Annotated in this window: 23 protein-coding genes; 15 read left to right on the top strand and 8 right to left on the bottom strand. The window is 61.9% G+C overall.

Going from position 1 to position 24,807, the window contains the following annotated elements:
- The first annotated feature begins 2 nt into the window (after window positions 1-2).
- The 7 genes from rraA (at window position 3) to RA29_RS10315 (ending at window position 8,852) form a co-directional block, all read left to right on the top strand.
- Window positions 3-476, top strand: a complete 474-nt coding sequence (rraA, locus tag RA29_RS10285; RefSeq protein ID WP_039685486.1) for a ribonuclease E activity regulator RraA — start codon at window positions 3-5, stop codon at window positions 474-476.
- A 255-nt stretch (window positions 477-731) separates the two neighbouring features.
- A complete protein-coding gene (locus tag RA29_RS10290; protein ID WP_039685488.1) occupies window positions 732-2,120 on the top strand; it encodes a cytochrome ubiquinol oxidase subunit I in 1,389 nt (462 codons plus the stop codon).
- Between the two features lie 5 nt (window positions 2,121-2,125).
- Window positions 2,126-3,136 (top strand): cytochrome d ubiquinol oxidase subunit II, encoded by a 1,011-nt coding sequence (locus tag RA29_RS10295; protein WP_039685490.1) that lies wholly within the window; start codon window positions 2,126-2,128, stop codon window positions 3,134-3,136.
- A 129-nt stretch (window positions 3,137-3,265) separates the two neighbouring features.
- Window positions 3,266-4,474 (top strand): urate hydroxylase PuuD, encoded by a 1,209-nt coding sequence (locus RA29_RS10300; protein WP_039685492.1) that lies wholly within the window; start codon window positions 3,266-3,268, stop codon window positions 4,472-4,474.
- A 66-nt stretch (window positions 4,475-4,540) separates the two neighbouring features.
- Window positions 4,541-6,358, top strand: a complete 1,818-nt coding sequence (gene mutL, locus RA29_RS10305; RefSeq protein WP_039685494.1) for a DNA mismatch repair endonuclease MutL — start codon at window positions 4,541-4,543, stop codon at window positions 6,356-6,358.
- On the top strand, window positions 6,355-7,593 hold the full coding sequence (gene rmuC / locus RA29_RS10310; RefSeq protein ID WP_039685496.1) for a DNA recombination protein RmuC: 1,239 nt from the start codon (window positions 6,355-6,357) through the stop codon (window positions 7,591-7,593). The genes mutL and rmuC overlap by 4 nt, the downstream gene beginning before the upstream one ends.
- Window positions 7,590-8,852 carry an adenylate/guanylate cyclase domain-containing protein gene (locus RA29_RS10315; RefSeq protein ID WP_052249583.1) on the top strand — a complete coding sequence of 421 codons (1,263 nt, stop codon included), beginning with the start codon at window positions 7,590-7,592 and terminating at the stop codon, window positions 8,850-8,852. Before rmuC ends, RA29_RS10315 begins: the two co-directional genes overlap by 4 nt.
- Before the next feature lie 52 nt (window positions 8,853-8,904).
- Here RA29_RS10315 and RA29_RS10320 read toward each other — a convergent pair whose 3' ends face one another.
- Together RA29_RS10320 and RA29_RS10325 are read right to left on the bottom strand one after the other, a co-directional pair.
- Window positions 8,905-9,561 (bottom strand): ChrR family anti-sigma-E factor, encoded by a 657-nt coding sequence (locus RA29_RS10320; RefSeq protein WP_039685498.1) that lies wholly within the window; start codon window positions 9,559-9,561, stop codon window positions 8,905-8,907.
- A gap of 5 nt (window positions 9,562-9,566) precedes the next feature.
- The gene (locus tag RA29_RS10325) at window positions 9,567-10,091 is read right to left on the bottom strand and encodes a sigma-70 family RNA polymerase sigma factor (RefSeq protein ID WP_193743520.1); all 525 of its coding nucleotides are present in this window, start codon (window positions 10,089-10,091) and stop codon (window positions 9,567-9,569) included.
- A 230-nt stretch (window positions 10,092-10,321) separates the two neighbouring features.
- On the opposite strand from RA29_RS10325, the gene RA29_RS10330 reads away from it, so the two are divergent.
- The 6 genes from RA29_RS10330 (at window position 10,322) to RA29_RS10355 (ending at window position 15,626) form a co-directional block, all read left to right on the top strand.
- Window positions 10,322-11,623 (top strand): FAD-dependent oxidoreductase, encoded by a 1,302-nt coding sequence (locus tag RA29_RS10330; protein WP_039685991.1) that lies wholly within the window; start codon window positions 10,322-10,324, stop codon window positions 11,621-11,623.
- Window positions 11,620-12,381 (top strand): DUF1365 domain-containing protein, encoded by a 762-nt coding sequence (locus RA29_RS10335; protein WP_039685500.1) that lies wholly within the window; start codon window positions 11,620-11,622, stop codon window positions 12,379-12,381. The genes RA29_RS10330 and RA29_RS10335 overlap by 4 nt, the downstream gene beginning before the upstream one ends.
- On the top strand, window positions 12,378-13,613 hold the full coding sequence (locus RA29_RS10340) for an MFS transporter (RefSeq protein ID WP_039685502.1): 1,236 nt from the start codon (window positions 12,378-12,380) through the stop codon (window positions 13,611-13,613). Before RA29_RS10335 ends, RA29_RS10340 begins: the two co-directional genes overlap by 4 nt.
- A 1-nt stretch (window position 13,614) precedes the next feature.
- The gene (locus tag RA29_RS10345) at window positions 13,615-14,196 is read left to right on the top strand and encodes a DUF3833 domain-containing protein (protein ID WP_039685504.1); all 582 of its coding nucleotides are present in this window, start codon (window positions 13,615-13,617) and stop codon (window positions 14,194-14,196) included.
- Window positions 14,193-14,930 (top strand): SDR family NAD(P)-dependent oxidoreductase, encoded by a 738-nt coding sequence (locus RA29_RS10350; RefSeq protein WP_039685506.1) that lies wholly within the window; start codon window positions 14,193-14,195, stop codon window positions 14,928-14,930. The genes RA29_RS10345 and RA29_RS10350 overlap by 4 nt, the downstream gene beginning before the upstream one ends.
- Window positions 14,931-15,302: 372 nt before the next feature.
- Complete coding sequence (locus tag RA29_RS10355) at window positions 15,303-15,626, top strand: DUF3775 domain-containing protein (RefSeq protein WP_039685508.1); 324 nt, start codon at window positions 15,303-15,305, stop codon at window positions 15,624-15,626.
- Between the two features lie 56 nt (window positions 15,627-15,682).
- Here the strand turns inward: RA29_RS10355 and RA29_RS10360 are convergent, their stop codons facing one another.
- The 5 genes from RA29_RS10360 to RA29_RS10380 form a co-directional block, all read right to left on the bottom strand.
- On the bottom strand, window positions 15,683-16,816 hold the full coding sequence (locus tag RA29_RS10360) for a saccharopine dehydrogenase C-terminal domain-containing protein (protein WP_039685510.1): 1,134 nt from the start codon (window positions 16,814-16,816) through the stop codon (window positions 15,683-15,685).
- A 58-nt stretch (window positions 16,817-16,874) separates the two neighbouring features.
- On the bottom strand, window positions 16,875-17,939 hold the full coding sequence (locus RA29_RS10365; RefSeq protein WP_039685512.1) for a saccharopine dehydrogenase: 1,065 nt from the start codon (window positions 17,937-17,939) through the stop codon (window positions 16,875-16,877).
- Complete coding sequence (locus RA29_RS10370) at window positions 17,936-18,547, bottom strand: glutathione S-transferase family protein (protein ID WP_039685514.1); 612 nt, start codon at window positions 18,545-18,547, stop codon at window positions 17,936-17,938. The genes RA29_RS10365 and RA29_RS10370 overlap by 4 nt, the downstream gene beginning before the upstream one ends.
- 35 nt (window positions 18,548-18,582) lie before the next feature.
- Entirely contained in the window at window positions 18,583-19,236 is a 654-nt protein-coding gene (locus RA29_RS10375; protein ID WP_039685516.1) for a histidine phosphatase family protein, read from the bottom strand.
- A gap of 101 nt (window positions 19,237-19,337) precedes the next feature.
- The gene (locus RA29_RS10380) at window positions 19,338-20,381 is read right to left on the bottom strand and encodes an AbrB family transcriptional regulator (protein WP_052249584.1); all 1,044 of its coding nucleotides are present in this window, start codon (window positions 20,379-20,381) and stop codon (window positions 19,338-19,340) included.
- Between the two features lie 149 nt (window positions 20,382-20,530).
- On the opposite strand from RA29_RS10380, the gene fdhF reads away from it, so the two are divergent.
- Both fdhF and RA29_RS10390 read left to right on the top strand, forming a co-directional pair.
- Window positions 20,531-23,296: a formate dehydrogenase subunit alpha gene (fdhF, locus tag RA29_RS10385; protein ID WP_039685995.1), complete on the top strand. Its 2,766-nt coding sequence runs from the start codon at window positions 20,531-20,533 to the stop codon at window positions 23,294-23,296.
- Window positions 23,297-23,398: 102 nt separating this feature from the next.
- On the top strand, window positions 23,399-24,601 hold the full coding sequence (locus tag RA29_RS10390; RefSeq protein ID WP_039685518.1) for a hydantoinase/carbamoylase family amidase: 1,203 nt from the start codon (window positions 23,399-23,401) through the stop codon (window positions 24,599-24,601).
- On the opposite strand, the gene RA29_RS10395 is transcribed toward RA29_RS10390, so the two are convergent.
- Window positions 24,586-24,804, bottom strand: a complete 219-nt coding sequence (locus RA29_RS10395) for a WGR domain-containing protein (protein ID WP_039685520.1) — start codon at window positions 24,802-24,804, stop codon at window positions 24,586-24,588. The genes RA29_RS10390 and RA29_RS10395 overlap by 16 nt on opposite strands.
- Window positions 24,805-24,807: the final 3 nt, after the last annotated feature.

Genomic DNA, 24,807 nt, shown 5'->3' on the forward strand with positions numbered 1-24,807 from the left:
ACATGAAGACCGCCGACCTGATAGACGCGCACGCCGACAAACTGCGGCTTCTCCACCTGCCGTTTCGAGCCTTCGGGCAGAAGGCGCATTTCGCGGGGCAGGCTCAAACCGTTAAGTGTTTTGAGGACAACACGCTGATCCGTGCGCAACTTGAGCAGCCCGGTGACGGGCGTGTTCTGGTTGTCGATGCGGCGGGTTCGACGCGGGTTGCGGTGATGGGGGACATCTTGGCTGACCTCGCCATCGTGAACAACTGGGCAGGTGTTGTTCTTGCCGGTGCGATCCGTGACAGCGTCGAAATCAACCGGATGGGCACGCTTGTGCTGGCCTTGGGCACGTCGCCCGTCAAAAGCGCAAAGGACGGGTTGGGCAAGGTGGGCGGGACGATCACCATGGGCGGCGCGGCAGTTGCGCCCGGCGATTGGATATACGCCGATGCCGATGGGGTGCTGGTCAGCGACCGCAAGCTGGTCTGAACCCGAAGTCGACGCCTGACATGCTAGAAGTACCGGGCGCGATGTGACTGCAAGACATCCATGCGGAGCGGTTGCGCGCGCGTTTTCGGCGAAAACGTCGCTGCATATTACCGGCGCACTGGCCCTCTGACCGGGGGCAAGACTGTGTGACAAAACGCGCATGTGCACCCTGTCGCACCCCCGCTGATCTGCCAGGACCGCCGTCTATATCAGGCTCAAGACGATAGGAGTAACCGTTCCGAGCGGAGGTCTTTTATGGACACCCTGATGCTGTCCCGTATTCAATTTGGGGCAAATATCTCGTTTCACATCCTGTTCCCAACGATCACCATCGCGTTGGGCTGGGTCCTTTTGTTTTTCAAGCTGCGCTACAACGCCACCGGTAATGTCCGCTGGATGGAGGCCTATCGCTTCTGGGTGAAGGTGTTTGCGCTGTCCTTTGCCATGGGCGTCGTGTCGGGAATCACCATGTCGTTCCAGTTCGGAACCAACTGGCCCGGTTTCATGGAAACGGTCGGCAACATCGCCGGGCCACTCTTGGCCTATGAGGTGATGACCGCCTTTTTCCTCGAAGCGGTGTTCCTTGGCATCATGCTGTTCGGCTTCTCGCGTGTGCCGGGATGGTTGCACACCTTGGCCACGTTCCTCGTGGCCTTTGGTACGACCATGTCGGCCTTCTGGATCCTCGTGCTGAACAGCTGGATGCACACGCCCCAGGGCTTCGAGATGCGCGATGGCGTGGCCTATGCCACCAACTGGTTCGAGATCATCTTTAACCCCTCGATGCCCTATCGCCTGATCCACATGCTGCTGGCCTCTGGCCTGACTGTGGCGTTCCTGATTGCCGGTCTCAGCGCGTTCCGCTGGTTGCTGGGTGATCGCAGCAACAGCGTGCGGGTGACACTGAAAACCGGTGTCTTCATGGGCGCTCTGCTGATCCCTATGCAAATCTTTATGGGCGACATGCACGGCCTGAACACGCTGGAGTATCAGCCGCAGAAGGTGGCGGCGATGGAGGGCAATTGGGAAACCCAGTCGAATGTGCCGCTCCTTCTATTTGCAATCCCCGATGAAGAGGCGCGCGAGAACCGGATGGAGGTTGGTATTCCCAACATGGCCTCCATCATCCTCAAGCACAAAGCGGATGGCGTGGTGCCCGGTCTGAATGACTTTGTGGCCGAAGACGGCACCGTGATGCACCCGCCGGTCGCACCTGTGTTCTGGTCGTTCCGGATTATGGTGGGCACGGGCTTTGCCATGTTGCTGCTGAGCTGGGCGGCGTCCTATCTGATGCTGCGTAGGAAGCGCGGGCCCGAGGGCGTGCCGAAGATGATGATGTTTGCGATGGTGCCCATGGCGTTCTCTGGCTGGGTGGCCACGCTGGCCGGTTGGTACACGACCGAGATCGGGCGTCAGCCATGGTTGGTGCAGGGTGTGTTGACCACTGAAACGGCCGTGGCGGATGTGCCTGCGCCGTTCGTCGGCACCACGCTGGCTGCCTATCTGGCGATCTACGCGCTGTTGCTTGCGGCTTACATCGGCGTGTTGTTTTTCCTTGCCCGCAAGGCCGTGGATGGTGATCTGCCACGTCCGCGCACGCCCCTGTCGGGGCAAGCCATTGCCCGTGAAATACCTGCGGAGTGACGTGAATGAACCTGTTTGGCGATCCAACCGTTTGGCTGCCCTTCACCTTCGCCGCCCTGATGGGTGTGTCCATCCTTGTTTACGTCGTCCTTGACGGGTTCGATCTGGGCGTCGGGGTCTTGTTCCCCTTCGCCACGGACGCGGAAAAGGATATCATGGTGGCGTCCATCGGCCCCTTCTGGGACGCGAATGAAACGTGGTTGGTGCTGGCCATCGGCCTTCTGCTGGTGGCCTTTCCGACAGCACACGGGACCATCCTGACGGCGCTTTACCTGCCGGTGGCGATCATGTTGATTGGGCTGATCTTGCGCGGCGTCGCCTTTGAGTTCCGGGTCAAGGCGCCCACGCCGCACAAAGCCACGTGGAACTGGCTGTTCTTTGCAGGCTCGTTGATGACGTCGTTGGCCCAGGGTTTTATGCTGGGCAAATACGTCATGGGACTGGAAGGCACCTTGGGCACCTGGGCCTTTGCCGCGATCACGGCCGTGTTCCTGACGGTCGCCTATTCCATGATCGGCGCGTGCTGGTTGATCCTGAAGACGGAAACGGAGCTTCAGGCCAAGGCCGTCACCTGGGCGAAGGGCGGCATCTGGGGTCTGATCCTTGGTCTGGGTGCGGTGTCGCTCGCCACGCCGCTTGTCAGCCCGCGCATTTTCGACAAGTGGTTTTCGGCGCCCGAGATATTCCTGCTGGCCCCGCTTCCCATCCTGTCGGCTGTGATGGTCCTGCTGTTGTGGCGGTCGCTGCAACGCCTGCCCAACGTAACGGACAAGGGGTCACGCGCGCCGTTCACCTATGCTATCTTGCTCTACATCCTGGCCTTCTGCGGGTTGGCGTATTCTTTCTATCCCTATGTCGTTCCAGAGCAGCTGACGATCTACGAAGCGGCAAGTGCGCCCGAAAGCCTGATGATCATTCTGGTCGGAGCCATTTTCGTTATTCCGATGATCGGGGGTTATACGGCTCTCGCCTATTGGGTTTTCAAGGGTAAGGCGGCAGAGCTGCGCTACGACTAGTCTTTCTTCTGGCTGAAAATACTTCGGGGGTGAGCGCGTAAGCGCGAGGGGGCTGGCCCCCTTTATCCCCGCTTTCCCTTGGCGCGCAGGCTGTTATTCTGCGCTGCGGAATGCAAGGGAACCGACAACATGTATGATTTCGCCGCCATGGGCGCGTGGCTGGAATTCGCGGTGCGCTGGCTGCATGTGATCACGGCCATCGCCTGGATCGGCTCGTCGTTCTACTTCATCGCGCTTGATTTGGGCCTGCACCGCGACCGCAACCTGAAGAGCGGCGCGGATGGTGAGGAGTGGCAGGTGCATGGCGGCGGCTTTTACCATATACAGAAGTATCTCGTGGCACCTGCGGGCATGCCGGATGGGCTGATCTGGCACAAATGGCAGAGCTATTGGACGTGGATCAGTGGGTTCATCCTGTTGGTGCTGGTCTATTATCTGGGGGCGGAGTTTTACCTGATTGATCCCAATGTGATGGACCTTGCCACCTGGCAGGCCGTGGGGATCTCGCTGGCCTCGCTGGCGCTGGGCTGGGTCATCTACAACACGCTGTGCAAGCTGTTTGTGAACGCGGACCAGACGGTGTTGATGGTGGCGCTCTTCGCGGTGCTCATCGCGATGTCATGGTTCTACGCGCAGGTGTTCACGGGTCGTGCGGCACTGCTGCACTTGGGTGCGTTTACCGCCACCATCATGTCGGGCAACGTCTTCTTCATCATCATCCCGAACCAGAAGATTGTGGTCGCCGACCTGATGGCCGGCCGCACGCCCGATGCGATCTACGGCAAGATCGCCAAGCAGCGGTCGACGCACAATAACTACCTGACCTTGCCCGTCATCTTCCTGATGCTCAGCAACCACTACCCGCTGGCCTTTGCCAGCGAATGGAACTGGGTGATCGCCAGCCTTGTCTTCCTGATGGGCGTCACAATCCGGCACTGGTTCAACACGCATCACGCGCGCAAAGGCAACCCGCACTGGACATGGGGTGTGACGGTGATCCTGTTCATTCTGATTGCCTGGCTGTCCGTCGCCCCATCCGACCAGCGTGAAGCTGCGGTCGTCACGCGCTTTGCGGAGGCCGAAGGGTTCACCCACGTCCACGACATCGTTCTGGGCCGTTGTTCCATGTGCCATGCGGCCGAACCTGTCTGGCCCGGCCTGCACTGGGCACCCAAAGGGGTTGCACTGGAAACGGAGGCAGATCTCACCCGGCATGCCCGTGCTGTCTATCTGCAATCCGGCGTGTCTCATGCCATGCCACCGGCCAACCTCAGCTACATGGAAGAGGATGAGCGCGCGGCCATTGTCGCCTGGTACAAGGCGGCGACGAACCGGTAAGGCGGAGCTGTCCTCCGCCAAAACCGGCATGGTCGAATCGCAGGTCTTCATGCTAAGTCTTGTGGCATGAACTCCCACGCCCCCAATATACGTCCTGTTATCCGACAGTTGGACGACGCTGCGATCAATCGCATCGCGGCGGGCGAGGTGGTGGAACGCCCGGCCTCTGCGGTCAAGGAGCTGGTCGAGAACGCGATTGACGCCGGGGCCAAGCGTATCGCCATTGATGTTGCGGACGGCGGCAAGACTTTGATCCGGGTCACGGATGACGGCTGTGGCATCGCGGCAGATGATCTTCCGCTCGCCCTGTCGCGCCATGCGACATCCAAGATCGACGGTAGCGATCTGCTCAACATCCACACGTTCGGTTTCCGGGGCGAGGCGCTGCCGAGCCTTGGTGCCGTGGGACGGCTGACCATTACCAGCCGTGTGCCTGGAGAGGCCGCTGCCGAAGTCAGCGTGACGGGAGGTGACATCGGTGCAGTCAAGCCTGCCGCGTTGAACAGCGGCACCGTTATCACTCTGCGCGATCTGTTCTATGCCACGCCTGCGCGCCTGAAATTCCTGCGCACCGACCGGGCCGAGGCGCAGGCGATCACGGATGTGGTCAAGCGCCTTGCCATGGCCGAGCCCTTCATCCGGTTCGAGCTGCGCGATGTGTCAAACGACCCACGCACAGTGTTCAAGGCCGAGGCGCAAAGTGGCGACGTGGTGGCCGCCCTCAAAGGGCGTTTGCGTGATGTGCTGGGCGCAGATTTCACCGATAATGCGATTGCCATTGATGCCGAACGCGATGGTTTGCACCTGACCGGTTTTGCAGCTCTGCCAACATATTCGCGGGGCTCGGCGGTGGCGCAGTTTCTCTATGTCAACGGTCGCCCGGTGAAAGACAAGTTGCTGACCGGTGCGCTGCGCGCCGCTTACTTCGATTTCCTCAGCCGCGACCGCCACCCTGCCGCGGCGCTGTTCGTGGACTGTGATCCGCAGCTTGTGGATGTGAACGTGCACCCGGCCAAGTCCGAGGTGCGGTTCCGTGATCCCGGCGTGGCCCGCGGGCTGATCGTATCGGGCCTGCGCCATGCTTTGGCCGAAGCCGGACATCGCGCGTCTACGACCGTCGCGGGGGCCACGCTGGGTGCGATGCGACCCGAACCAACTGAACCGCGCGTCTACCAGATGGACCGGCCAAGCCTCGGCCCGCGTACGCCGATTGAGACCGGCTTTGCCGAGATGGCACAGGACTTCAGCGCGCAGGTGGTCGAGCCCCCCCAGCCGATGAGCGACAGCGAAGAGGCCCCCGTTGACCTTCCGTTGGGTGTCGCGCGCGGGCAGGTGCACGAGAACTACATCGTGGCTCAGACTGCCACCGGTATGGTGATCGTAGATCAGCACGCGGCCCACGAGCGGTTGGTCTATGAAAAACTGAAGCGCCAGATGGCAGAAAATGGCGTAGCGGCTCAAGCGTTGCTAATCCCGGAAATCGTCGGCTTGTCATCGGGTGACTGTGCCCGGCTGCTGGAGATTGCCGACGACCTCGCACGCTTTGGTCTGGGCATTGAAGCCTTTGGTGGGGACGCCATCGCAGTCCGTGAAACGCCTGCGATCCTTGGCGAAGTCGATGCCAAAGCCATGATCCACGACATTCTCGACGAACTGGCTGATCTTGGCGCGTCCCAGTCCGTGCAGGCGAAGGTCGAGGCAATCCTGTCCCGTGTCGCGTGCCACGGCTCCATCCGCTCGGGCCGCCGTATGCGCGCCGAAGAGATGAACGCTCTGTTGCGCGAGATGGAAGCAACACCGCATTCCGGCCAATGCAACCACGGGCGGCCCACCTATGTGGAACTGAAACTGGCCGATATTGAACGGCTGTTCGGGCGCACATGATCCAGATTGGAGATACGACATTCGACACCAGCGACCCGCTGGTGATGGCCGCCCTGACCGGGGCTGCGATCCTTGGTTTGATCCTTGTCTTGCTGATCCTCGCCTTGCGTGCCGCGGGTCGATCGGCACGTGCGGCCGAGCCGCTGGCGAAGCAATTGGGCTATCTCGGCCAACATGTGCAGGGTCTGGCGCAAGGGCAGGAGGGGCTGCGCGCCTCGATCCAAACCGTGTCGGATACGGCGACGAATGGGCAGGCGCAATTGGCGCAGACGGTTGAGATGCGGCTGTCGGCAGTCCAGCAGCAAATGCAGGACCGACTGGCAGACAACGCGATGCGCCAGAATCGCGCGCTGACCGAGATGCAGGAGCGGATGAAAGAGACGCTGCACGGCTCCTCCAAGCAGACGACCACCAGCCTGACGCAATTGCAGGAACGGCTGGCCGCCATCGACAAGGCACAGGACAACATCACCAACCTGTCGGGTGATGTGCTGAAGCTGCAGGACATCCTATCGAACAAGCAAACCCGCGGCGCCTTTGGCGAGATCCAGCTGCGCGACATTGTCAGCAAGGCGCTGCCCAGCGACAGCTATGCGTGGCAGCCGACCCTGTCGAACGGCAAGCGCGCCGATTGTATGGTGCATCTGCCGAATCCGCCGGGCCCGATTGTCATCGACTCCAAGTTTCCGCTGGAAGCCTACGAAGCCCTGCGGCGGGCCGAGACAGACCATGAGTTGAAGCAGGCCGTCGCCATGATGAAGACGGCGGTGAAAAAGCACATCGCCGATATTTCTGACAAGTATATCATCGAGGGTGAGACGGCCGACGGTGCCTTGATGTTCCTGCCGTCCGAGGCGGTCTATGCCGAGCTGCACGCCAACTTTCCTGATCTTGTACGCGAGGGGTTCGATAAGCGAGTGTGGATCGTGTCGCCCACCACCTGCATGGCCACGCTGAACACGATGCGCGCGATCCTCAAGGATGCGCGGATGCGCGAACAAGCGGGTGAGATTCGCAAGATGCTACGGAACCTGCACCGCGACGTGGAACTGGTCGTCGAGCGTGCGGGCAAGCTGGAAACCCATTTCGACCAGGCCCGCCGCGATGTCGAAGGGATCACCACCGCCGCCGAACGGGCTGGCAAGCGGGCGGGCAAGCTCGATAATTTCGACTTCGAAGAATTGCAGGATCAGGGTACGCTGGCGCTGGATAATCGACCACCGGCAGCGGAATGAACCCGCAAGCACAACGCATTTTCTTCGAGGCCGAAGCGCAGGCTGAATGGTTCATCGCCATCCTGCGCCTGATTATCTCGTCGACTCTCGCCGTCGTTCTGTTCACAACCGTATGGTTCACCGGCCTGCCGGATTCAGAGGTTCTGGAGGCGCAGCTTATCTACGCGGCCATGACGATGGTCAGTTACTTCCTGCTAGGCATCACAATCCTGCTGGTCCTGCGTGCCGGACGGTTTCGGGCCTGGATGGCGTGGCCGTCGGCCTTGATTGACTGCGTGTTTGTCTTGCTGGGCTCTTGGCTGAGCCTGTCGAATATGGGGCTGTCCGGCGAGTTCATCGCCGCCTTTCCCACGATCTGGCTGATCCCCGTTATCCTGGCCTGCGGCGCGTTGCGGTTTAACCCTGCGCTTCTGGCGTCGATGGCGGTTGTGCTGATTGCAGGTTTTGCGGCGATCCTGACCATCCCATTCCTCGCAACAGAGGCTGAGGCGCGGGCCGGGCTGATCTTTCTATTCGGGATGCCGCCCAACATTGTGCGGTTGGTGATGATCGCGCTGGCATCCATCGTACTGGTCGCCGCCTCCATGCGCATCCGTGCGCTCTTGCGCCGGTCCATTGACGAGGCGCAGGCGCGCGGGCAATTGACCCGCTTCCTGCCCGCTCAGTTGGACGGGCAGTTAGCTGCACGGGGGCTGGAGGCGATGCGTGAAGGCCAACAACAGCGCATGGCGGTTGTGTTCATCGATATCCGTGGCTTCACAGCGCGGGCCGAGACGCTGCTGCCGTCCGAATTGTCAGATTTTCTGGCGCACTACCGGTCGAGCATTTCCAAGGCGGCCGAGGACACCGGGGGGATCGTCGACAAGTTCGTGGGCGATGGCGCGATGGTTGTGTTCGATGACCGGCACCGCGATGCCGCGACCTGTGCCGTCGCCTTTGGGCGCGCAGTGTTGGATGGCGCGGATGATGTGCGACTGGGGATCGGCATTCATATCGGAGAGGTGTTTGCCGGGGTCGTTGGAGGGGAAGGGCGCCTCGAATACACAGTGCTTGGCGACACGGTGAATGTTGCCGCGCGGCTAGAAACGGCGACCAAGGCCGAGGCTGTGTCCATGCTGGTGTCGGAAGACATTATGCAGGAACTTGATGTCCGACAGTCAGACTGGCGGCACTTTCCGTCCCTCGTCTTGCCTGGTCGTCAGCAGCCAATCTCGGCGTGGGGGCTGATCAACGGTCGTCAGGGCAAATCAAGTGCTTAAGGGTGCTGAAAGGTCAGAGGTGTAAGGCGGAGGTGTCCTCCGCCAAGTAACCTTAGATGCGTGCAAACCGCTGAGCAATTTTCGGCAATAGGCCCTCGAACCGCAGGGGTGCGTCGGTCACCGCCAAGCAGATGCAATCCTCGTGAATGTCGGCCACAGGCGTGTGGTGCATGTCACTGTCGGCAACCTCGACATCGCCGCGGGCGAAATAGTCATCTTCGTCCTGGAACGCGCCTTGCAGCACCATCGTCATCTCGGTCCCATGGTGGCCGTGATCGGGCATCGCTGTTCCGGCGGGGATGTAAAGAAGCCGGGCGGATGCGTCCTTGGACGTTGGCAGGATTGCCTGCTTCACGCCCATGCCGACGGGCCGCCATTTCACGCACTCCAACCCGCCGCCGATGTAGTCGAGCAAAGGTTGGGGCAGCACTGCATCCCGGGGCTGCGGTTTGCGAATTTCGTCGGGTGCGCCTCCGGCAATCAGAGCCATGGTCGCCGCGAAACTGCCGGGCGTGAGAGCAATGTCATTGCCCAGTGTCTGGTCCAGTACCTCGCCACCCAACGCATCATAGCTTTCGACCACCGCGCGACATTCGTCGCACAGTGATACATGCGTGGCGACCATCAGGTTGAAGGCCTCTGGCAGCGTCCCGGCTGCGTAAGCCATCAGGACGTCGTCCGGCAGGTGATGTGTGATCTTCTGTTTCATATCCGTCACTTCATCGTGTGGCGCAATCGCTCCAGCGCCAACCTAATTCTTGATTTGATCGTGCCCAGGGGCAGACCGGTTTGATCGGCGATTTCGCTGTGGGACAGGTCCCCGAAATACGCCTTCTGTATCAGTTCCCGCTGGGCTGGGGGCAATTCGGCAATGGCCCGGCCCAGCTGTTCGCTTTCCTGCTGCAAGGCCATCACGTCGGCCTGATCAGGTTCTTCTTCGGGGCCCCAACCCAGATCTTCGGGCTCGGGGCGGCGCTGCTTGCGCAGCACGTCAATTTTCCTGTTCCGCGCGATGGTGAAGATCCAGGTCGCCACCGAGGCCCGCGCGGGGTCAAACATGTGCGCTTTGTGCCAGCAGGTCGCCATGACCTCTTGCGCGCATTCTTCTGCCAGCGACGCATCCGCGCCTGACTTCATCAAGAACCCTTTGACCCGTGGGGCAAAGTGGTCGAACAGCGCGGCGAACGCCGCCTGGTCCTGATCGTCGCGGATCCGGATCATGTGGTCGACCCACTGCATCCGTTTCCCGTCACTGTCTTGCATGAGTGCCGGTCCTGTTGCCGCCCCCGGAAGTGCCCCGACGGCTGGCTGCGCATCTGTTTCAGACGTGTCTAAACCCGCAAACATATTCCGTCTACGCGACACAAAGCCTTTTGGATCAAAAATAAAACTCTGGTTTTTGTGCATCCGGTTGCGTCATGCCTGCGTAAATACTGGTGAAACAGAAAGACGACAGGGCCCCGCACATCATGCCATTTGAGACCGCACCAACCGCACCGAAACGCATCGCCGTCATCGGGGGCGGGATTTCAGGGATGGGCGCGGCCCATGCGCTGGCGTCCGACCACCGCGTTACGCTGTTCGAAGCCGAGCCGCGGCTGGGCGGCCACGCGCGTACAATCACGGCGGGCAAGCGCGGCGATCAGCCCGTCGACACCGGGTTTCTGGTCTTTAACTACGCGAACTACCCCAACATGGCAGAGCTGTTTGCCGAGTTGGATGTGCCTGTGGTGAAGTCGAATATGAGCTTTGGTGCGTCCATTGATGGCGGACGGCTTGAGTATGGGTTGGCCAGTCTCGATGCGCTTTTTGCCCAACGCCGCAATGCGCTGAACCCAAAGTTCCTGGGTATGGTGCGCGACATCCTTCGCTTCAACAAACATGCGCTCCGCGTCGCCAACGAAGATCGCACCCGAACCATTGCACAATTCCTGGATGTGATGGGCACAGGTGACTGGTTCCGGGATTACTATCTACTGCCGCTCAGTGGTGCGATCTGGTCAACGCCGATCGAAAAGATCATGGATTTCCCGGCCCACGCCATGATCCAGTTCTTTGAAAATCACGCGCTGCTGAACCATACGGGCCAGCATCAGTGGTATACGGTGAATGGCGGGTCCGTCGAATATGTACGCCGGATTGAAGCCGCCATGCTGGGCAATGGCGTGGACATCCGCCTTGGCGCACCCGTGCAATCCGTGCGTCGCACCGCAGGCGGCGCCCAAATCAAAGCTTGGGGTGGTGAGTGGGAGATGTTCGACGAGGTCGTCTTTGCCACCCACTCTGATGACAGCCTAAAGCTGCTGGCCGATCCGACCGAGATGGAGCAGGCGTCACTTGGCGCCGTGAAGTACCAGCCCAACGACGTCGTCTTGCACCGCGATGCTGCCATCATGCCCGAGCATCGGCAGGTCTGGTCCAGCTGGGTTTATACCGAGGACAAGGATGCGCAATCCGACCGCATTGATCTGACCTATTGGATCAATTCGCTGCAGCCCATCCCGATGGACGACATGCACTTTGTGACGCTCAATACCAAGCGCACGATCCGCGAAGAGATGATCTATGACCAGACCGTGCTGCGCCATCCGGTCTATGATTTGGCGGCACTTGCTGCGCAGGAGCAGGTGCGCGCGATGAACGGGTCGGACAACACGTGGTATTGCGGGGCCTGGATGCGTCACGGGTTCCATGAGGATGGGTTGTCCTCCGGCCTTGATGTCGCCCGCGCCCTGCTGCGCGCGCCGCAGATGCAGGTTGCGGCGGAATGACAGCGACCGTTGATCATATCGCGGGCGTGACCTTTCATGGGCGAAAAGGGGCCATCGACAACGCATTTCGCTACACCGTGGATTACATGCTGCTGGATGCAGAGGCGGAGCTGCGTCTGCCGCGCCTCTTTGGCCGCAACAAGCGCGGATTGATGGCGCTGGACGATGCTGACCACGGCGGTGCGCCCAAGGCCGGGCGTGGTGCTGCATGGGTGCGCGAAGTGCTGCAGGCGCATCAGATTACAGGCGTCGCGCGGATTGAGTTGCTTGCGCAACCAAAGGTGCTGGGCCATGTCTTCAACCCTGTCAGCTTCTGGCTGTGCCGTCGCGCGGATGAGGAAATGATCGCGGTAATCGCCGAGGTCACAAACACCTTCGGCGACCGCCACAGCTATCTTGTGAACCACCCGGACCTGCGGCCCATAGCTGCCGAAGACCGACTGCGCGCGACCAAGATATTCCACGTCTCCCCCTTCCAACCCATTGAAGGCGGGTATGAATTTCGGTTCGACATCCGCGATGACCGGATTGGTGTCTGGATCGACTATTCCCGAGACGGTGAGGGCGGGTTGATTGCCACGCTCACGGGACGTCGCTGCGCCCTTACCAACCGCGCCATCCTGCGCGCGGCCCTGCGCCGTCCGCTTGGCTCGCGCCGGGTGCTGGCGCTGATCCATTGGCAGGCGCTCAAGCTGTGGTGGAAGCGCGCGACCTACCGTGCCCGGCCCATCCCTCCGTCGGAGGAGGTGTCGCGGTGAGCAATGCGCAGCCCACACGTTTGCCAGCCTACGCGGTCTTTGCCGCGTTGCTGAGCGCGGCTGGGCTGCCGATCTACATCCATGCGCCCAAGTTTTACGTGGATGAGTATGGTGTGTCACTAGCCGCTTTGGGGGCTGTTTTGTTTGGTCTGCGGCTCTTGGACGTGGTGCAGGATCCGCTGTTTGGAAGGCTGTCAGAGGCGCTGCGGTCGCGCCGCGGTTTGGCGGTGTGGATCGGGTCCGCTGTGATGGCGCTGTCGATGCTGGGCCTCTTTGCGGTGCCCCCGCTTTTGCCCCCGCTGATCTGGTTTGCGCTGATGCTGACGGGGGTCTTTTCAGCCTTCAGTTTCCTGACCATCAACTTCTACGCCCAAGGGGTGGTCAAGGCGGATCGGCTGCCGGGGCAAGGGCATCTGATGCTTGCGCGCTGGCGGGAAACCGGGGCGCTTTTGGGCGTGTGTGTCGCCGCGATTGCGCCGGTCATGCTGGGCGGGTTCATGGGCGCGCCCTTTGCCGGGTTTGCGGTTGGATTTGCTGTTCTGGCGCTCGCCGCCATTGTGATGATGCGGGGCGAGTGGGTGAGCGAAGGCCTGCCGCCGTCGGTGGGGTTCAAAGCGGTGCTGGGAGATGCGCTGGCGCGCAAGCTATTGCTGATCGCGTTGGTCAATGCGGCCCCTGTTGCTGTCAGCTCAACCCTGTTTTTGTTCTTTGTGGAGAGCAGGTTAGAAGCGCCAGGCTTCGAGGGACCGCTGCTGCTTCTGTTCTTCCTATGCGCTGCCTTGGCCGCCCCGATCTGGGGGCGCTTGGCAGAGCGCTACGGCCCAAAACCCGTGCTGCTGAGCGCCATGGTTCTGGCCATTTGCGCCTTTGGCTGGGCCGTCACGCTAGGGCCGGGCGACTGGGTTGCGTTTGCCATCATTTGCGCCCTGTCGGGGGCAACTTTGGGCGCGGACCTGACCGTACTGCCCGCCGTGTTTGCCACCCGCATGGCACGTATCAGCCCCTCGGCCGCCGAAGGGTTTGGCTTGTGGGCCTTTGTTTCGAAATTCACCCTGGCTTTTGCTGCCGTCACCCTGCTGCCCGCGTTGGAGCGGGCCGGGTTTGACAGCACTGCAGCCACCCATCCGCCCGAAGCGCTGACGCTTCTCACGCTGCTTTATGCAGCCGTGCCTTGTGGCCTCAAGGTCGTGGCCATCGCGCTGCTTGCCACGACAGATTTGAAGGAGACGTGACATGGACGGTTTGATTTTCACCCTGTTGGGGATTGCCTTGGTTTTGTTTGTGGGTTGGAGCAAGTCGCGCTATGCCGATTTTCTGGCCCAAAGCCCCGAAGACTACGCACTGAGCAATGGACCGCAATTCGATGTCCGTACGCATCTGAATGGTCCGATCATTTGCGAGGGCGTGATTTTTGGTCCGACGGGGCGCGTGTCGTCGCGGTTTGTCGGTGAGTTTGACTGCAAGTGGGAAGGTAATACCGGCGTTATGGACGAGGTGTTTACCTACGATGACGGGTCCAAGCAGACGCGGGCATGGCGTCTAACCATCGGAAACGATGGGAAGATTTTGGCACGCGCGGATGATGTTGTGGGCGACGGGTCGGGGCAACAGTCCGGGAATTCGGTGCAGTTGAAGTACAAGTTTCGCCTGCCGGAAGCGTCGGGTGGGCATGTGCTGGATACGGTGGACTGGATGTATCTGGCGCCAAACGGAACCATCGTGAACCGGTCGCAGTTTCGGAAGTTCGGGATCAAGGTGGCTGAACTGGTCGCCACCATGCGGCCCGCAAATGAAGAGTTGAAAGAAGTGGCATGACTGAGAATACCCTGGGGGGCAAACGATACTGGCTGGTGGGCGCGGGCGACGGTTTGGGCCGTGCGCTGGCCCACTGCATGAGCCGCGCAGGGGTCGAAGTGATCGTGTCGTCGCGGGGCGAGGACAAGCTGAAAGAACTGGTCGAGGAGCTGCCGGGAAAGGCATCGTATCAGACCATCGACATTGCGGATGATGACAGCGTGAAAGCTGCTGCCGAGGCCGTGGGCGAGATCGATGGGATTGTGCTACTGGCCGGAATCTATTGGCCTTTTTCGGCCAAGGAGTGGAATGCCGAGCAGGCCACGGCCATGGCGGATGTGAACTTTACCGGCTTTATGCGGGTGCTCGGGCAGGTGGTTCCCGGCTTTGTTGAAAAGGACGCGGGGCACATTGTGATCACCTCGTCCTTGACGGGTTTTCGGGGGCTGCCGGGGTCGATTGGGTATACTGCGTCGAAGGCCGCGACGATGTCTCTGGCGGAGTGCATGTATGCTGATCTGCGAGACACGGGCGTGCGGGTGCAGGTGGCCAATCCGGGCTTTATCAAGACGCAGCTGACGGACAAGAATGACTTCAAGATGCCGTTCATCATGGAGCCGGAACAGGCGGCGCGTGAGATGTTCGAGCACATGCTGACGGATGGGTTCAAGAAGAGTTTTCCGACCTTCTTTTCGCTGCTGTTTCGCGGGTCCCAGTTTCTGCCGGATTGGTTGTATTACCGGATTTTTGCCTGAGCACCGTGCGCCGGGGTTAATGGGGCGTTCGGTGGTTAAGATCGGGTAAATTGCACATTTTGCCTTTGAAACTGCGTGTTTTTGGCGGGTGGATTCACGGCCTTTTCTGGCTGGCTTTGTGAAACCGCACATTTTGGTTTGAAAACTGCGCGTTTTGGCTGGCCCGCGGGGGTTAACGCCTTGTTCAGAAAGGCCGGTCGTTAAGGTTTAACTAGGCCGCTTTACTCTTTGTTTACATCCATGCGCTGCGGGCGAAACGGCCCGCCGGAGGAATTTTTCTGGCAAGATGAAGAGGGCGTGTGGCGCCTCCATTTGATCCGGATCAAGGCTTGGGGGCCTGCTGTGCGCAAAGGTCGTGTCAGGAGGTGAGCCATGGAGCTTGAGATTGAGCGCGCCGTTGTGGCGCAGGTGGTGCTGATGGGTCGCGAGTTGGAGCGGGCCGAGGCGGAGTTGCGTGGGCTGATCGACCGGCTGGATACGGACGAACAGGCCGAACTGATCGCCATCATGTGGGTTGGGCGCGGTGCGTTCGAGCCCGATGATTGGAACGAGGCGCTGCATACCGCCGAGTCTGAAGCGACCACGCCCTGTGCCGACTACCTGCTCGGGACGCCGCATTTCACTGATCATCTTGAGGCGGGGATGGAGGCGTTGGGCCTGCCGCTTGGGGATGATGAGGATGCGCTTTTGCGGTGAGGGTGTGGTGGGTTGAAAACCCACCTTACCGTTCACGCAGCGGGGTGAACCCCGCCTTACGCCGTGTGGTCGACGATGGCGAGGTGCTGGGCGAGGCGGCTGATTTCGTCCATCCAGTTGGCGACGAGGTGCCCGTCGGAGGGCGCTGCGTGGACGCCGGGTTTTATTGCTCCTCCCTGGGCTGCCTGCACGGCCAATGACACCGGGATCGACACGAGCCGCGCCATGGCGGTGCCGCGTGCGTCGCCCCAGGCATCCATCACATAGGTCTGGTGCCATGCGGTGCCTGTCGCGTTTTCCGCCTTGAGATCGACGCAGAGGATCACGCGGTCAGGCTCACTCTCTGCATAGCTGTTCTCGGCCAGCATCGCGTCGGACATTTCCGCCAACCGCGCGTCGCTTGGGTTGGTTTCAATCTCGGCAAAGACGTCTTTCCATGCGTCCGCCCAGCCGTTCAGTCGCAGGGTGCCGCGGACGAACTCGTGTACTTCCCATTTCGGGTCGAAGCCGTATTCGGCCATGAAGGGGAGGCTGTCGCGGTTTGGGTAGACCTCGAACGTCTCTGGCTGCGGCAGGGGGGCGGAGTAGCTGGTGATCGCGTCCCAGGGTTTGGAGACGGTGAGTTCTTCGCCGGCGCGGATGGATTTGGACGGGGATTTGAGGGCTTTGAGCACGCCGACCGGGGCCCAGCTGAATTTGTAGCGGAAGGCGTTGGCGTGTTTGGGGACACCGCCGCAATAGGATTTGAAGCTGATCCGGTTGGTGTCGTCATAGGCCCCCGAGTTGCGGTAGGCCGCGACGAGGTGGTGCGCCATCAGGTGGTCGATGCCGGGGTCGAGGCCGACCTCGTTGACCAGTGCGACGCCTGCTTCCTCGGCCTTTTGATCCAGTGCGCGCATTTCGGGGGCGATGTAGCTGGAGGAGACGAAGTGCGCGTGCGCGTCGATAGCGGCTTGCGCGAACGGTACGTGCCAGTCGCCGGGCAGCATGGAGACGACGGTGTCGCCCGGTTGCAGGGCGGCCTTGAGTGCCGCGAGGTCGAAGGCGCGGATGTCTTGCGTATAGCTGCCGATGGCGTCTTGCGCCTTGCTCACAGTGCGGTTCCAGACTGTGACCGGGTAGCCCAGTTCGATCAATCGTTTGAGCCCGGGGATGGCGGAGAGGCCGGTGCCGCACCAGTGGATTGTCATGGGGTGAGTCCTTTGTTGGGGGTTGGACTGGGGTTCCACCCCAGACCCCGTGGTATTTTCAGTCAGAAGAAACGGATTGTGTGGCTTGATCGAAGGTTGCCTTGGCCCGGCCCCAGACGTCTGTGGTGAGGTCGGTGAGGGTCAGGAGGCTGGGCAGGAGTTGATCGGCGTAGTCTTCGCTCGACTCCACCGGGAGCATGGAGGGGAGGTTGTCGATGGCGGTGACGTCAAGCGGTGGGCTGTCGTGCACCCGGAGGGCTGGGGCGTCCCATGTCGTGGTGCGGTCGTAGACTTTGATCGGGGAGAAGTCGCTGTCGGGGTCGCAGGCGATGTCGCCGATGACGGTCAGTTTGCGTGGCTTGTGGGGCGCGTCGGCAGGCACGAAGACCGGTGTGCCGGGGCGCGCCAGGATGCAGTTGAAAAAGAGGTCGTGCTGCGCGATTTCGGGGAAGGGGCCGCCGTGTTTGGTTTCTGCCATGTCCCATTTGGTCGTTGGGACGCCCATGACGGTGCAGAGGTCGGCCGCCCCCGTGCCGACGCGGCCCAATGCGCCGATGATGAGGGCCGTCGGGCGCTGGGTGCCTGTGGCGACGAGGTCGGATTGGAGTTCGGCCAGCAGGTGGTTGGAGCTGGGGTAGGCCTGGACCGGGCCTGCGATCTGGCCGCGTTGCTGGGCGATCCAGCATTTTAGGGCGACTGCCGCGCCTGCGTAGCCTGCCCAATAGCCGAAGGCTGCGACCCGTTTGCCCTGTTCGTCCACGAGGTATTCGAGGTCGTAGAGGGTGCCGCCACCTGCCTTGAACCGTTGCAGGAGGATTTGGCCCGCGGGCTGGCCCTTGTAGGCGTGGCCGAACATGATGTGTTTGTGGGGCAGCGGCGTGCCGTCTTCGGGCAGTTCCTTGAGGCCGAAGATGATGGCGTCATCTGGCGCGCTGGGCCATGTGTTTTCGGGGGCGATTGTGGCCCCTGCCTGCGCGTAGCGGTCGGTGGGGATGCAGCGGGTTTGGCTGTCTTCGACCGTGACCTTGATCCCGGCGGCGATGAGTTTGGCGGTGCCTTCGGGGGTGAGGCCGACGCGGTCTTCGTTGGTGCGTTGTTCGGCGCGGACCCAGAGATGTGTCATCCGAGCATTCCTTTGGCGCGGATGGTTTTGACGCTTGGTCTCGCTTCCATCGCGTCCATGAAGGTGCGGAGTTTGGGGAAGGGGGCGAGGTCGACACCGTCGCCCGGCAGCCATGTGCAGACCATGAAGAGGTAGGCGTCGGCCAGCGTGAACGTGTCACCGAGGATGTAGGGGCCGGTGAGGCAGTCTGCTTCGACGAATTGGGCCGAGGCGGTCATGGTTTCGGGGACCTTGGCTGTCATGTCCTGCCAGCTTGCTTCGTTGTCCGCCCAGCGGTGGCCGCGCATTTTGTGGGCGTGGTTCACGTGCATGGTGGAGGCGAGGTAGTACATGACGCTGCGCGCCTTGGCTGCTTCGATCGGGTCGGTGGGCATGAGGTTGGGGGCCAGCGACGAGATATAGTCGAGCAGCGCGCCGGTTTCGGTGAGGATCGTGCCGTTCACGTCGAGGGCGGGGACGCGGCCCTTGGGGTTTACCTTGGCGTAGTCGGGGGACTGCTGGTCGCCCGCGGCGAAGTGGAGTTGGTGGGTGTCGTAGTCCAGCCCTGCCTCTTCCAGTGCGATGGCGACGGCGATCGAGATGGTGCCGGTGGCGTAGTAGAGTTTCATCTTGGCCCTTTAGACATGGGTTTGCGCGTTCGACCTTATACATGCGTCTGCGCATGATGGCGGTCGGGGTGTTCGAGGTGGGGGACCGCGTTGAACATCACGGGCGACCATGTGCCGCCGATCGGGTGTAGGCGGTGCATAGAGGTGTTCATGATTGCGAGCGCGACGTTGGCCATGGCGCTGACTTCCAGGCCGAGATGGAGCCGCATGCTCATGGCGATGAGGCCGCCCGAGGTGACGACGAGGGCGGGGCCGTCGCCTTGGCCGATTTCCGTCAGGGCGTCCTTGATCCGTTTTTCGAAGTCGGAGAACCGTTCGGGCACGTTGTCGAGTTTGTCGTCCTGCCAATGGGCCAGCACTTTGGGGAAGTGGTGGACGAACTCCGAGGGGGCTGTTGGCACCGGGATGCCGTGTTCGGTTTCCAGCGCTTGCGCCATGGTGAAGTATTCAAGTTCGTTCAGGCGCGGGTCTTCGGTGGCCCTCATCCCCGTGTCCATGCCGCTCGCTGTTTCGCGGTGGCGGCGCAGGGTGCCGGTGTAGAGCCTTGTGTGGTGCTGGTGCGTGGACCGCATGTGGTCACCCAGCCATGCCGACTGCTGGTGGCCGAGGGCGGAGAGCTGGTCGTAGCTGGCTTCGTCCTTGGCATGGGTGTTGGCCTGGCCGTGACGGATAAGAGTGATGTGGGACATGGGTGCCTGTTGATTTGTTGTTCTTGTTCTAGGCTGGCGGTGTGCCTGTGGGAAGGGTGGGAGCCTCCGGCGGGAGTTTATTTTGCAAGATGAAGACTGGATCAGGTGCGTTGGAGGCGGCCGACGAAGGCCGGGAGGAGGATTGTGAGGAAGAGGAGGCGGGCGACGTGGGCCGCGGCGACGAAGCCGGGGTTTGCGCCGAGGACGACGCCCATGGCGATCATGGTCTCCAGGCCCCCTGGGGCGAATGCGATGAGGACGTGGGTGGGGTCGAAGCCGAGGGTGTAGGCCACCGGGAGTGCGGCGGCGAGCGCCATGAGGACGGTGAGCGTGGTGACGGTGAGCCCTGCGAGGAGCGATTGGGCGAGGGCGCGGCGGGTGATGCCGTTGAACCGTGCGCCGATGAGCGTGCCGACCGTCATCAGGCCTGCATAGCTGAGCCAGGGGTGCATGACGCCCGGTGTCACCTCGGTCGCGTGGCCGAGGGCGGAGGCGACCATGCCGCCGATCAGGAGCGGGGCGGGCAGGCCGATCTTGTCGAGTGCGTAGCCGAGGGCGAGGCCTGCGATGAGGAGAAGGCCGAGGTGGCTCCATGCCATGGGAGGCCCGGGGGGTAGCACCTGTCCGGTGAGTTCGAAGCCGAAGGCCAGGGCGATGGCCGGGACCGTGAGGGTGAGCGCGAGGAGCCGGACGGACTGGATGACGACGATGCGCGTGGTGTCGAGGTTGAGGCCGGTGGAGAGGCCCACCACGAAGCTGAGGTGACCCGGTGCGGCGGCGAGATAGGCGCTGCGTTTGTCGAGGCCGAAGCCGTGGTGCAGGAGCCGTCCGCACAGCCAGAGCGTGGCCCAGAGCATAAGCCCGAGGGCGGCGAAGGCGAGGGGCCAGCGCAGCATGGCCGCCGTTGCGTTGCTGTCCACACCACTGCCGATGGAGACGCCGACCAGCAGGAAGACGAGGTTGCGCACCGTGTCGTCGATGCCCGTGCGCAGGCCTGCGAGGGCCGCAAGGCTAACCAGCAGGGCGGGGCCTGTGAGCACGGCGATGGGGGCGCCGATGGCTTCGGCGATTCCTGCGCCGATGGCGCCGACGATGAGTGTTTGTGCGGTGATGCGGAGGCTGTCGGGGGAAGGACGTGCGAGCATGCCCTTTGGCTACCTCTGTTGCCGGGGGTGAGCAATGGTTGCGGATCGGAAACCTTGATGGCGCAAAACCGGGGTGCGGTGTCGGGATTGGGAGTCACGGGATTGCGCGCGCTCTCCTATATCTAAGGCAGAACAGGGAGATGCGGCAGATGTCGGATATGGTGACGTTCACGCTGGATGGACAGGAAGTGCAGGCCGAGGCTGGCATGACCATTTGGGAAGTGGCCCATGGTCGCGGTCTGGTGATCCCGCATCTGTGTCACAAGCCTGCGCCGGGGTATCGCCCGGATGGCAACTGCCGCGCCTGCATGGTTGAGATTGAAGGCGAGCGGGTTTTGGCCGCCTCGTGCATTCGCGAGCCGTCCGAGGGGATGGTTGTGACGACCAATTCGGCGCGGGCGGAGAGTGCGCGCAAGATGGTGGTCGAGATGCTGGTGGCCGATCAGCCCGAGCGGGATGTGGCGCATGACAAGTCCGCGCATCTTTGGGACATGGCGGAGATGAACGGTGTGTCAGAGAGCCGGTTTCCGAAGCTGGAAGAGGGGCGGATTCCGCTGCTGGACGATTCCCACGTGGCGATGTCTGTGAACCTCGATGCCTGTATTCAGTGTGGGCTGTGCGTGCGGGCGTGCCGTGAGGTGCAGGTCAACGATGTGATCGGCATGGCGGGGCGGGGGCATGATGCCTATCCGACTTTCGATTTTGCTGACCCGATGGGCGAGAGCACCTGTGTGGCCTGTGGCGAGTGTGTGCAAGCCTGTCCGACGGGTGCTTTGATGCCGTCCACGGTTGTGGATGACGCGCAGGTTGGGGACAGCAAGGACTACGACAGCGAGGTCGAGAGCATTTGTCCATTCTGCGGCGTGGGCTGTCAGGTGTCGCTGAAGGTGAAGGACGGCAAGGTCAAGTATGTCGAGGGGATCAATGGCCCTGCGAATGAAGGCCGGCTCTGTGTGAAAGGCCGCTTTGGTTTTGACTATATTCATCACGATCACCGTCTGACCAAGCCGCTGATCCGGCGGGAGGATGCGCCTGCCAAGGGGTTGAATGTGGACCCCGGCGATTGGTCGACCCATTTCCGGGAAGCGTCCTGGGACGAGGCGTTGGATTTTGCGGCGAACGGGTTGAAGGGCCGGGGCCGCGAGGTGGCTGGCTTTGGGTCGGCGAAGTGTACCAACGAGGAAGCCTACCTGTTTCAGAAGATGATCCGGCAGGGCTTTGGCCACAACAATGTCGATCACTGCACGCGGCTGTGCCATGCGTCATCTGTTGCGGCGCTGATGGAGAATGTGGGGTCGGGGGCTGTCACCGCGACCTTTAACGAGATCGAGAATGCGGATGTGGCGATTGCGATTGGGTGTAACCCGATCGAGAACCACCCCGTTGCCGCCACCTATTTTAAGCAGTTTACCAAGCGTGGTGGGAAGCTGATTGTCATGGATCCGCGCGGGCAGGCGCTGAAACGCTTTGCCAGCCATATGCTGCAGTTCCGGCCCGGCGCGGATGTGTCGATGTTGAATGCCATCATGCATGTGATTGTCGAGGAAGGTCTGTACGACCAGCAGTATATCGACGCCTATACCGAGAATTGGGAGGCGGAGAAGGACCACCTTGCGGGCTTTGCGCCTGAGAAGATGGCGGAGATTTGTGGCATCGAGGCAGATGTGCTGCGCGATGTGGCGCGGACTTTTGCTGGCGCGAAGTCGGCCATGATCTTCTGGGGCATGGGTGTGTCGCAGCACATTCATGGGACGGACAACTCGCGCTGTCTGATTTCGCTGGCTCTGATGACGGGGCAAGTGGGTCGGCCGGGTGCCGGGCTGCATCCGCTGCGCGGGCAAAACAATGTGCAGGGGGCCAGTGATGCCGGGCTGATCCCGATGTTCCTGCCCGACTATCAGACGGTGACGGATGATGGCGTGCGGTCTGCGTTCACGGATGTTTGGGGCTCCGGCGACTTCTCGAACGAGAAGGGGCTGACCGTGACCGAGATCATGGATGCGGTCCATGCCGATCAGATCAAGGCGATGTATATTCTGGGCGAGAACCCGGCGATGTCGGACCCGGATGTAGAGCATGCGCGCGATGCGCTGGCAAAGCTGGATCATCTGGTAGTGCAGGACATTTTCATCACCGAGACGGCGAACTATGCCGATGTCATTCTGCCCGCGAGTGCCTTTGCCGAGAAGACGGGGACCGTGACCAATACGAACCGTCAGGTGCAGATGGGGCGGCCTGCGGTCCCACCCCCGGGCGAGGCCAAGGAAGACTGGTGGATCGAGGTGGAGCTGGCCAAGCGGTTGGGTCTGGGCTGGGCCTATGAGAGCCCGGCGGATGTGTTTGCCGAGATGAAGCTGAACATGAAGTCGCTCGACAACATTACGTGGGAGCGGTTGGAGGGGCAGAATGCTGTCACCTATCCGTCCTTGAGCCCGGAAGATCCGGGGCAGGCGATTGTGTTTGGTGATGGGTTCCCGCGGCCTGAGGGGCGCGCGCGGTTTACCCCTGCGGCTGTGATTGCGCCGGATGATGTGCCGGATGCGGAGTATCCGATGATCCTGACGACGGGGCGGCAGTTGGAGCATTGGCATACCGGGTCCATGACCCGCCGTGCCACCGTGCTGGATGCGGTGGAGCCGGAGGCGAATTGTTCGTTGCACCCGTCGACGTTGCGGAAACTGGGGGCTGTGCCGGGGGATATGGTGCGTTTGACGACCAAGCGGGGGTCCATCGAGATCATGGCGCGTGAGGATCGCGCGGTGTCGCCGGATATGGTGTTCTTGCCCTTTGCTTATGTGGAGGCGGCGGCGAATATTCTGACGAACCCGGCCGTCGATCCTTATGGCAAGATCCCAGAGTTCAAGTTTTCGGCTGTGCGCGTTGAAGCGGTCGCCGGGGCTGTGGCGGCGGAGTGATCCAGATGTGCGCCTGACGGCGCGCGCGATCTATTTTTGCTGACGAGGGGCTCTGCCCCTCGCGCTCCCCGTGGTATTTCTGGTCAGAAGAAGGGGATTGCGGTGGCGTTGAATTCTGAGCGGTTTTTGGCGGATTTGCATGCGCTGCGGTCTTTTGGGGCGTCGGGTGTGGGCAAGGGTGTGGTGCGGCCTGCGTATTCGGAGGCTGACATGGCGGCGCGGGACTGGTTGGCGTCGCGGATGGCTGAGGCTGGGCTTGAGCCGAGTTTCGATGCGATGGGGAATCTGTTTGGGTTGGCGGAGGAGCCTTCGCTGCTGCTTGGGTCGCATTCGGACAGTCAGCCGCAGGGCGGGTGGCTGGATGGGGCGCTGGGTGTTGTGGCTGCTTTGGAGGTTGCGCGGGCCAGTGTTGAGGCTGGTGGGCCTGCGGTTTCGGTTGTGTCCTTTCAGGATGAAGAGGGGCGCTATGGGGTGACCACCGGGTCGAATGTGTGGTCTGGTGGGTTGTCCTTGGCTGAGGCGGATGCGCTGGTGGATCATGAGGGTGTGGCGCTGGGTGATGCGCGCCGGGTTGTCGGGGACCGGGTTGAGGCGCCTGTTGATCCGGGGCGGTTCACCGGGTTTGTCGAGTTGCATATCGAGCAGGGGGCGACGCTGGATACTGCGGGTGAGCAGATTGGCGTTGTGACGGATATTGTTGGTATTCGGGATCGGGTCATCACGCTGACCGGGCAGCAGAATCATGCGGGGACGACCGCGATGTCGCTGCGGCGGGATGCGTTTCAGGGGCTTGTGGCTTTTTCCAGTCGGTTGAATGAGCGGTTGCGGAATGTGGTCACGCCGTCATCGGTCTGGACCATCGGGCATGTGGCTGTGGCGCCCAATGCGTCATCCATCGTGCCGGGGCAGGTGCGGTTTTCGATGCAGTGGCGGGATGGGGATGCGGACCGTTTGGCGCGGATGGAGGCGGTGATCGAGGAGACCTTGGCCGAGGTGGCGGGTGAGATGGACCTGGGTGTCGAGATGGGGCCGCTGTTGGGGTTGGAGCCTGTGGCGATGGATGCCGATCTGCGCGCGCGGTTGGAGATGGGGGCGGAGGCTGTGGTGCCCGGCAAATGGCGGCGTATGCCGTCGGGGGCGCTGCACGATGCGACCAATGTGGCGCGGGTGCTGCCGGTGGCGATGCTGTTTGTGCCGTCCATTGGCGGGATCAGCCATGCGTTTGAGGAAGATACGGATGAAGCCGATCTTGTCGCAGGGCTGCGGGTGCTGGCCCATGCGGCGGGGCTTCAGGCTTTGGCGTAGCCCCGTCTGAGCGCGCGTTGCCGGTAGCGGTCGGCGGCGGTGGAGGCCGCGCGCAGGTCGCTGTGGCAGGTGATGCGGCGGCAGGGTTTGCCACCTTTGACGCCCCATTCGATGACCACGGAGGCTTCGGCGAAGAGGTTGAACGTGATTTCGACCCGGTAGAACCGGGCGTCGTCAGAACGGTAAAGGAGCGCTTCGACCATAGG

The organism is Tateyamaria sp. ANG-S1, from assembly GCF_000814025.1.
In the GTDB taxonomy this organism is placed as follows: Bacteria; Pseudomonadota; Alphaproteobacteria; order Rhodobacterales; family Rhodobacteraceae; genus Tateyamaria.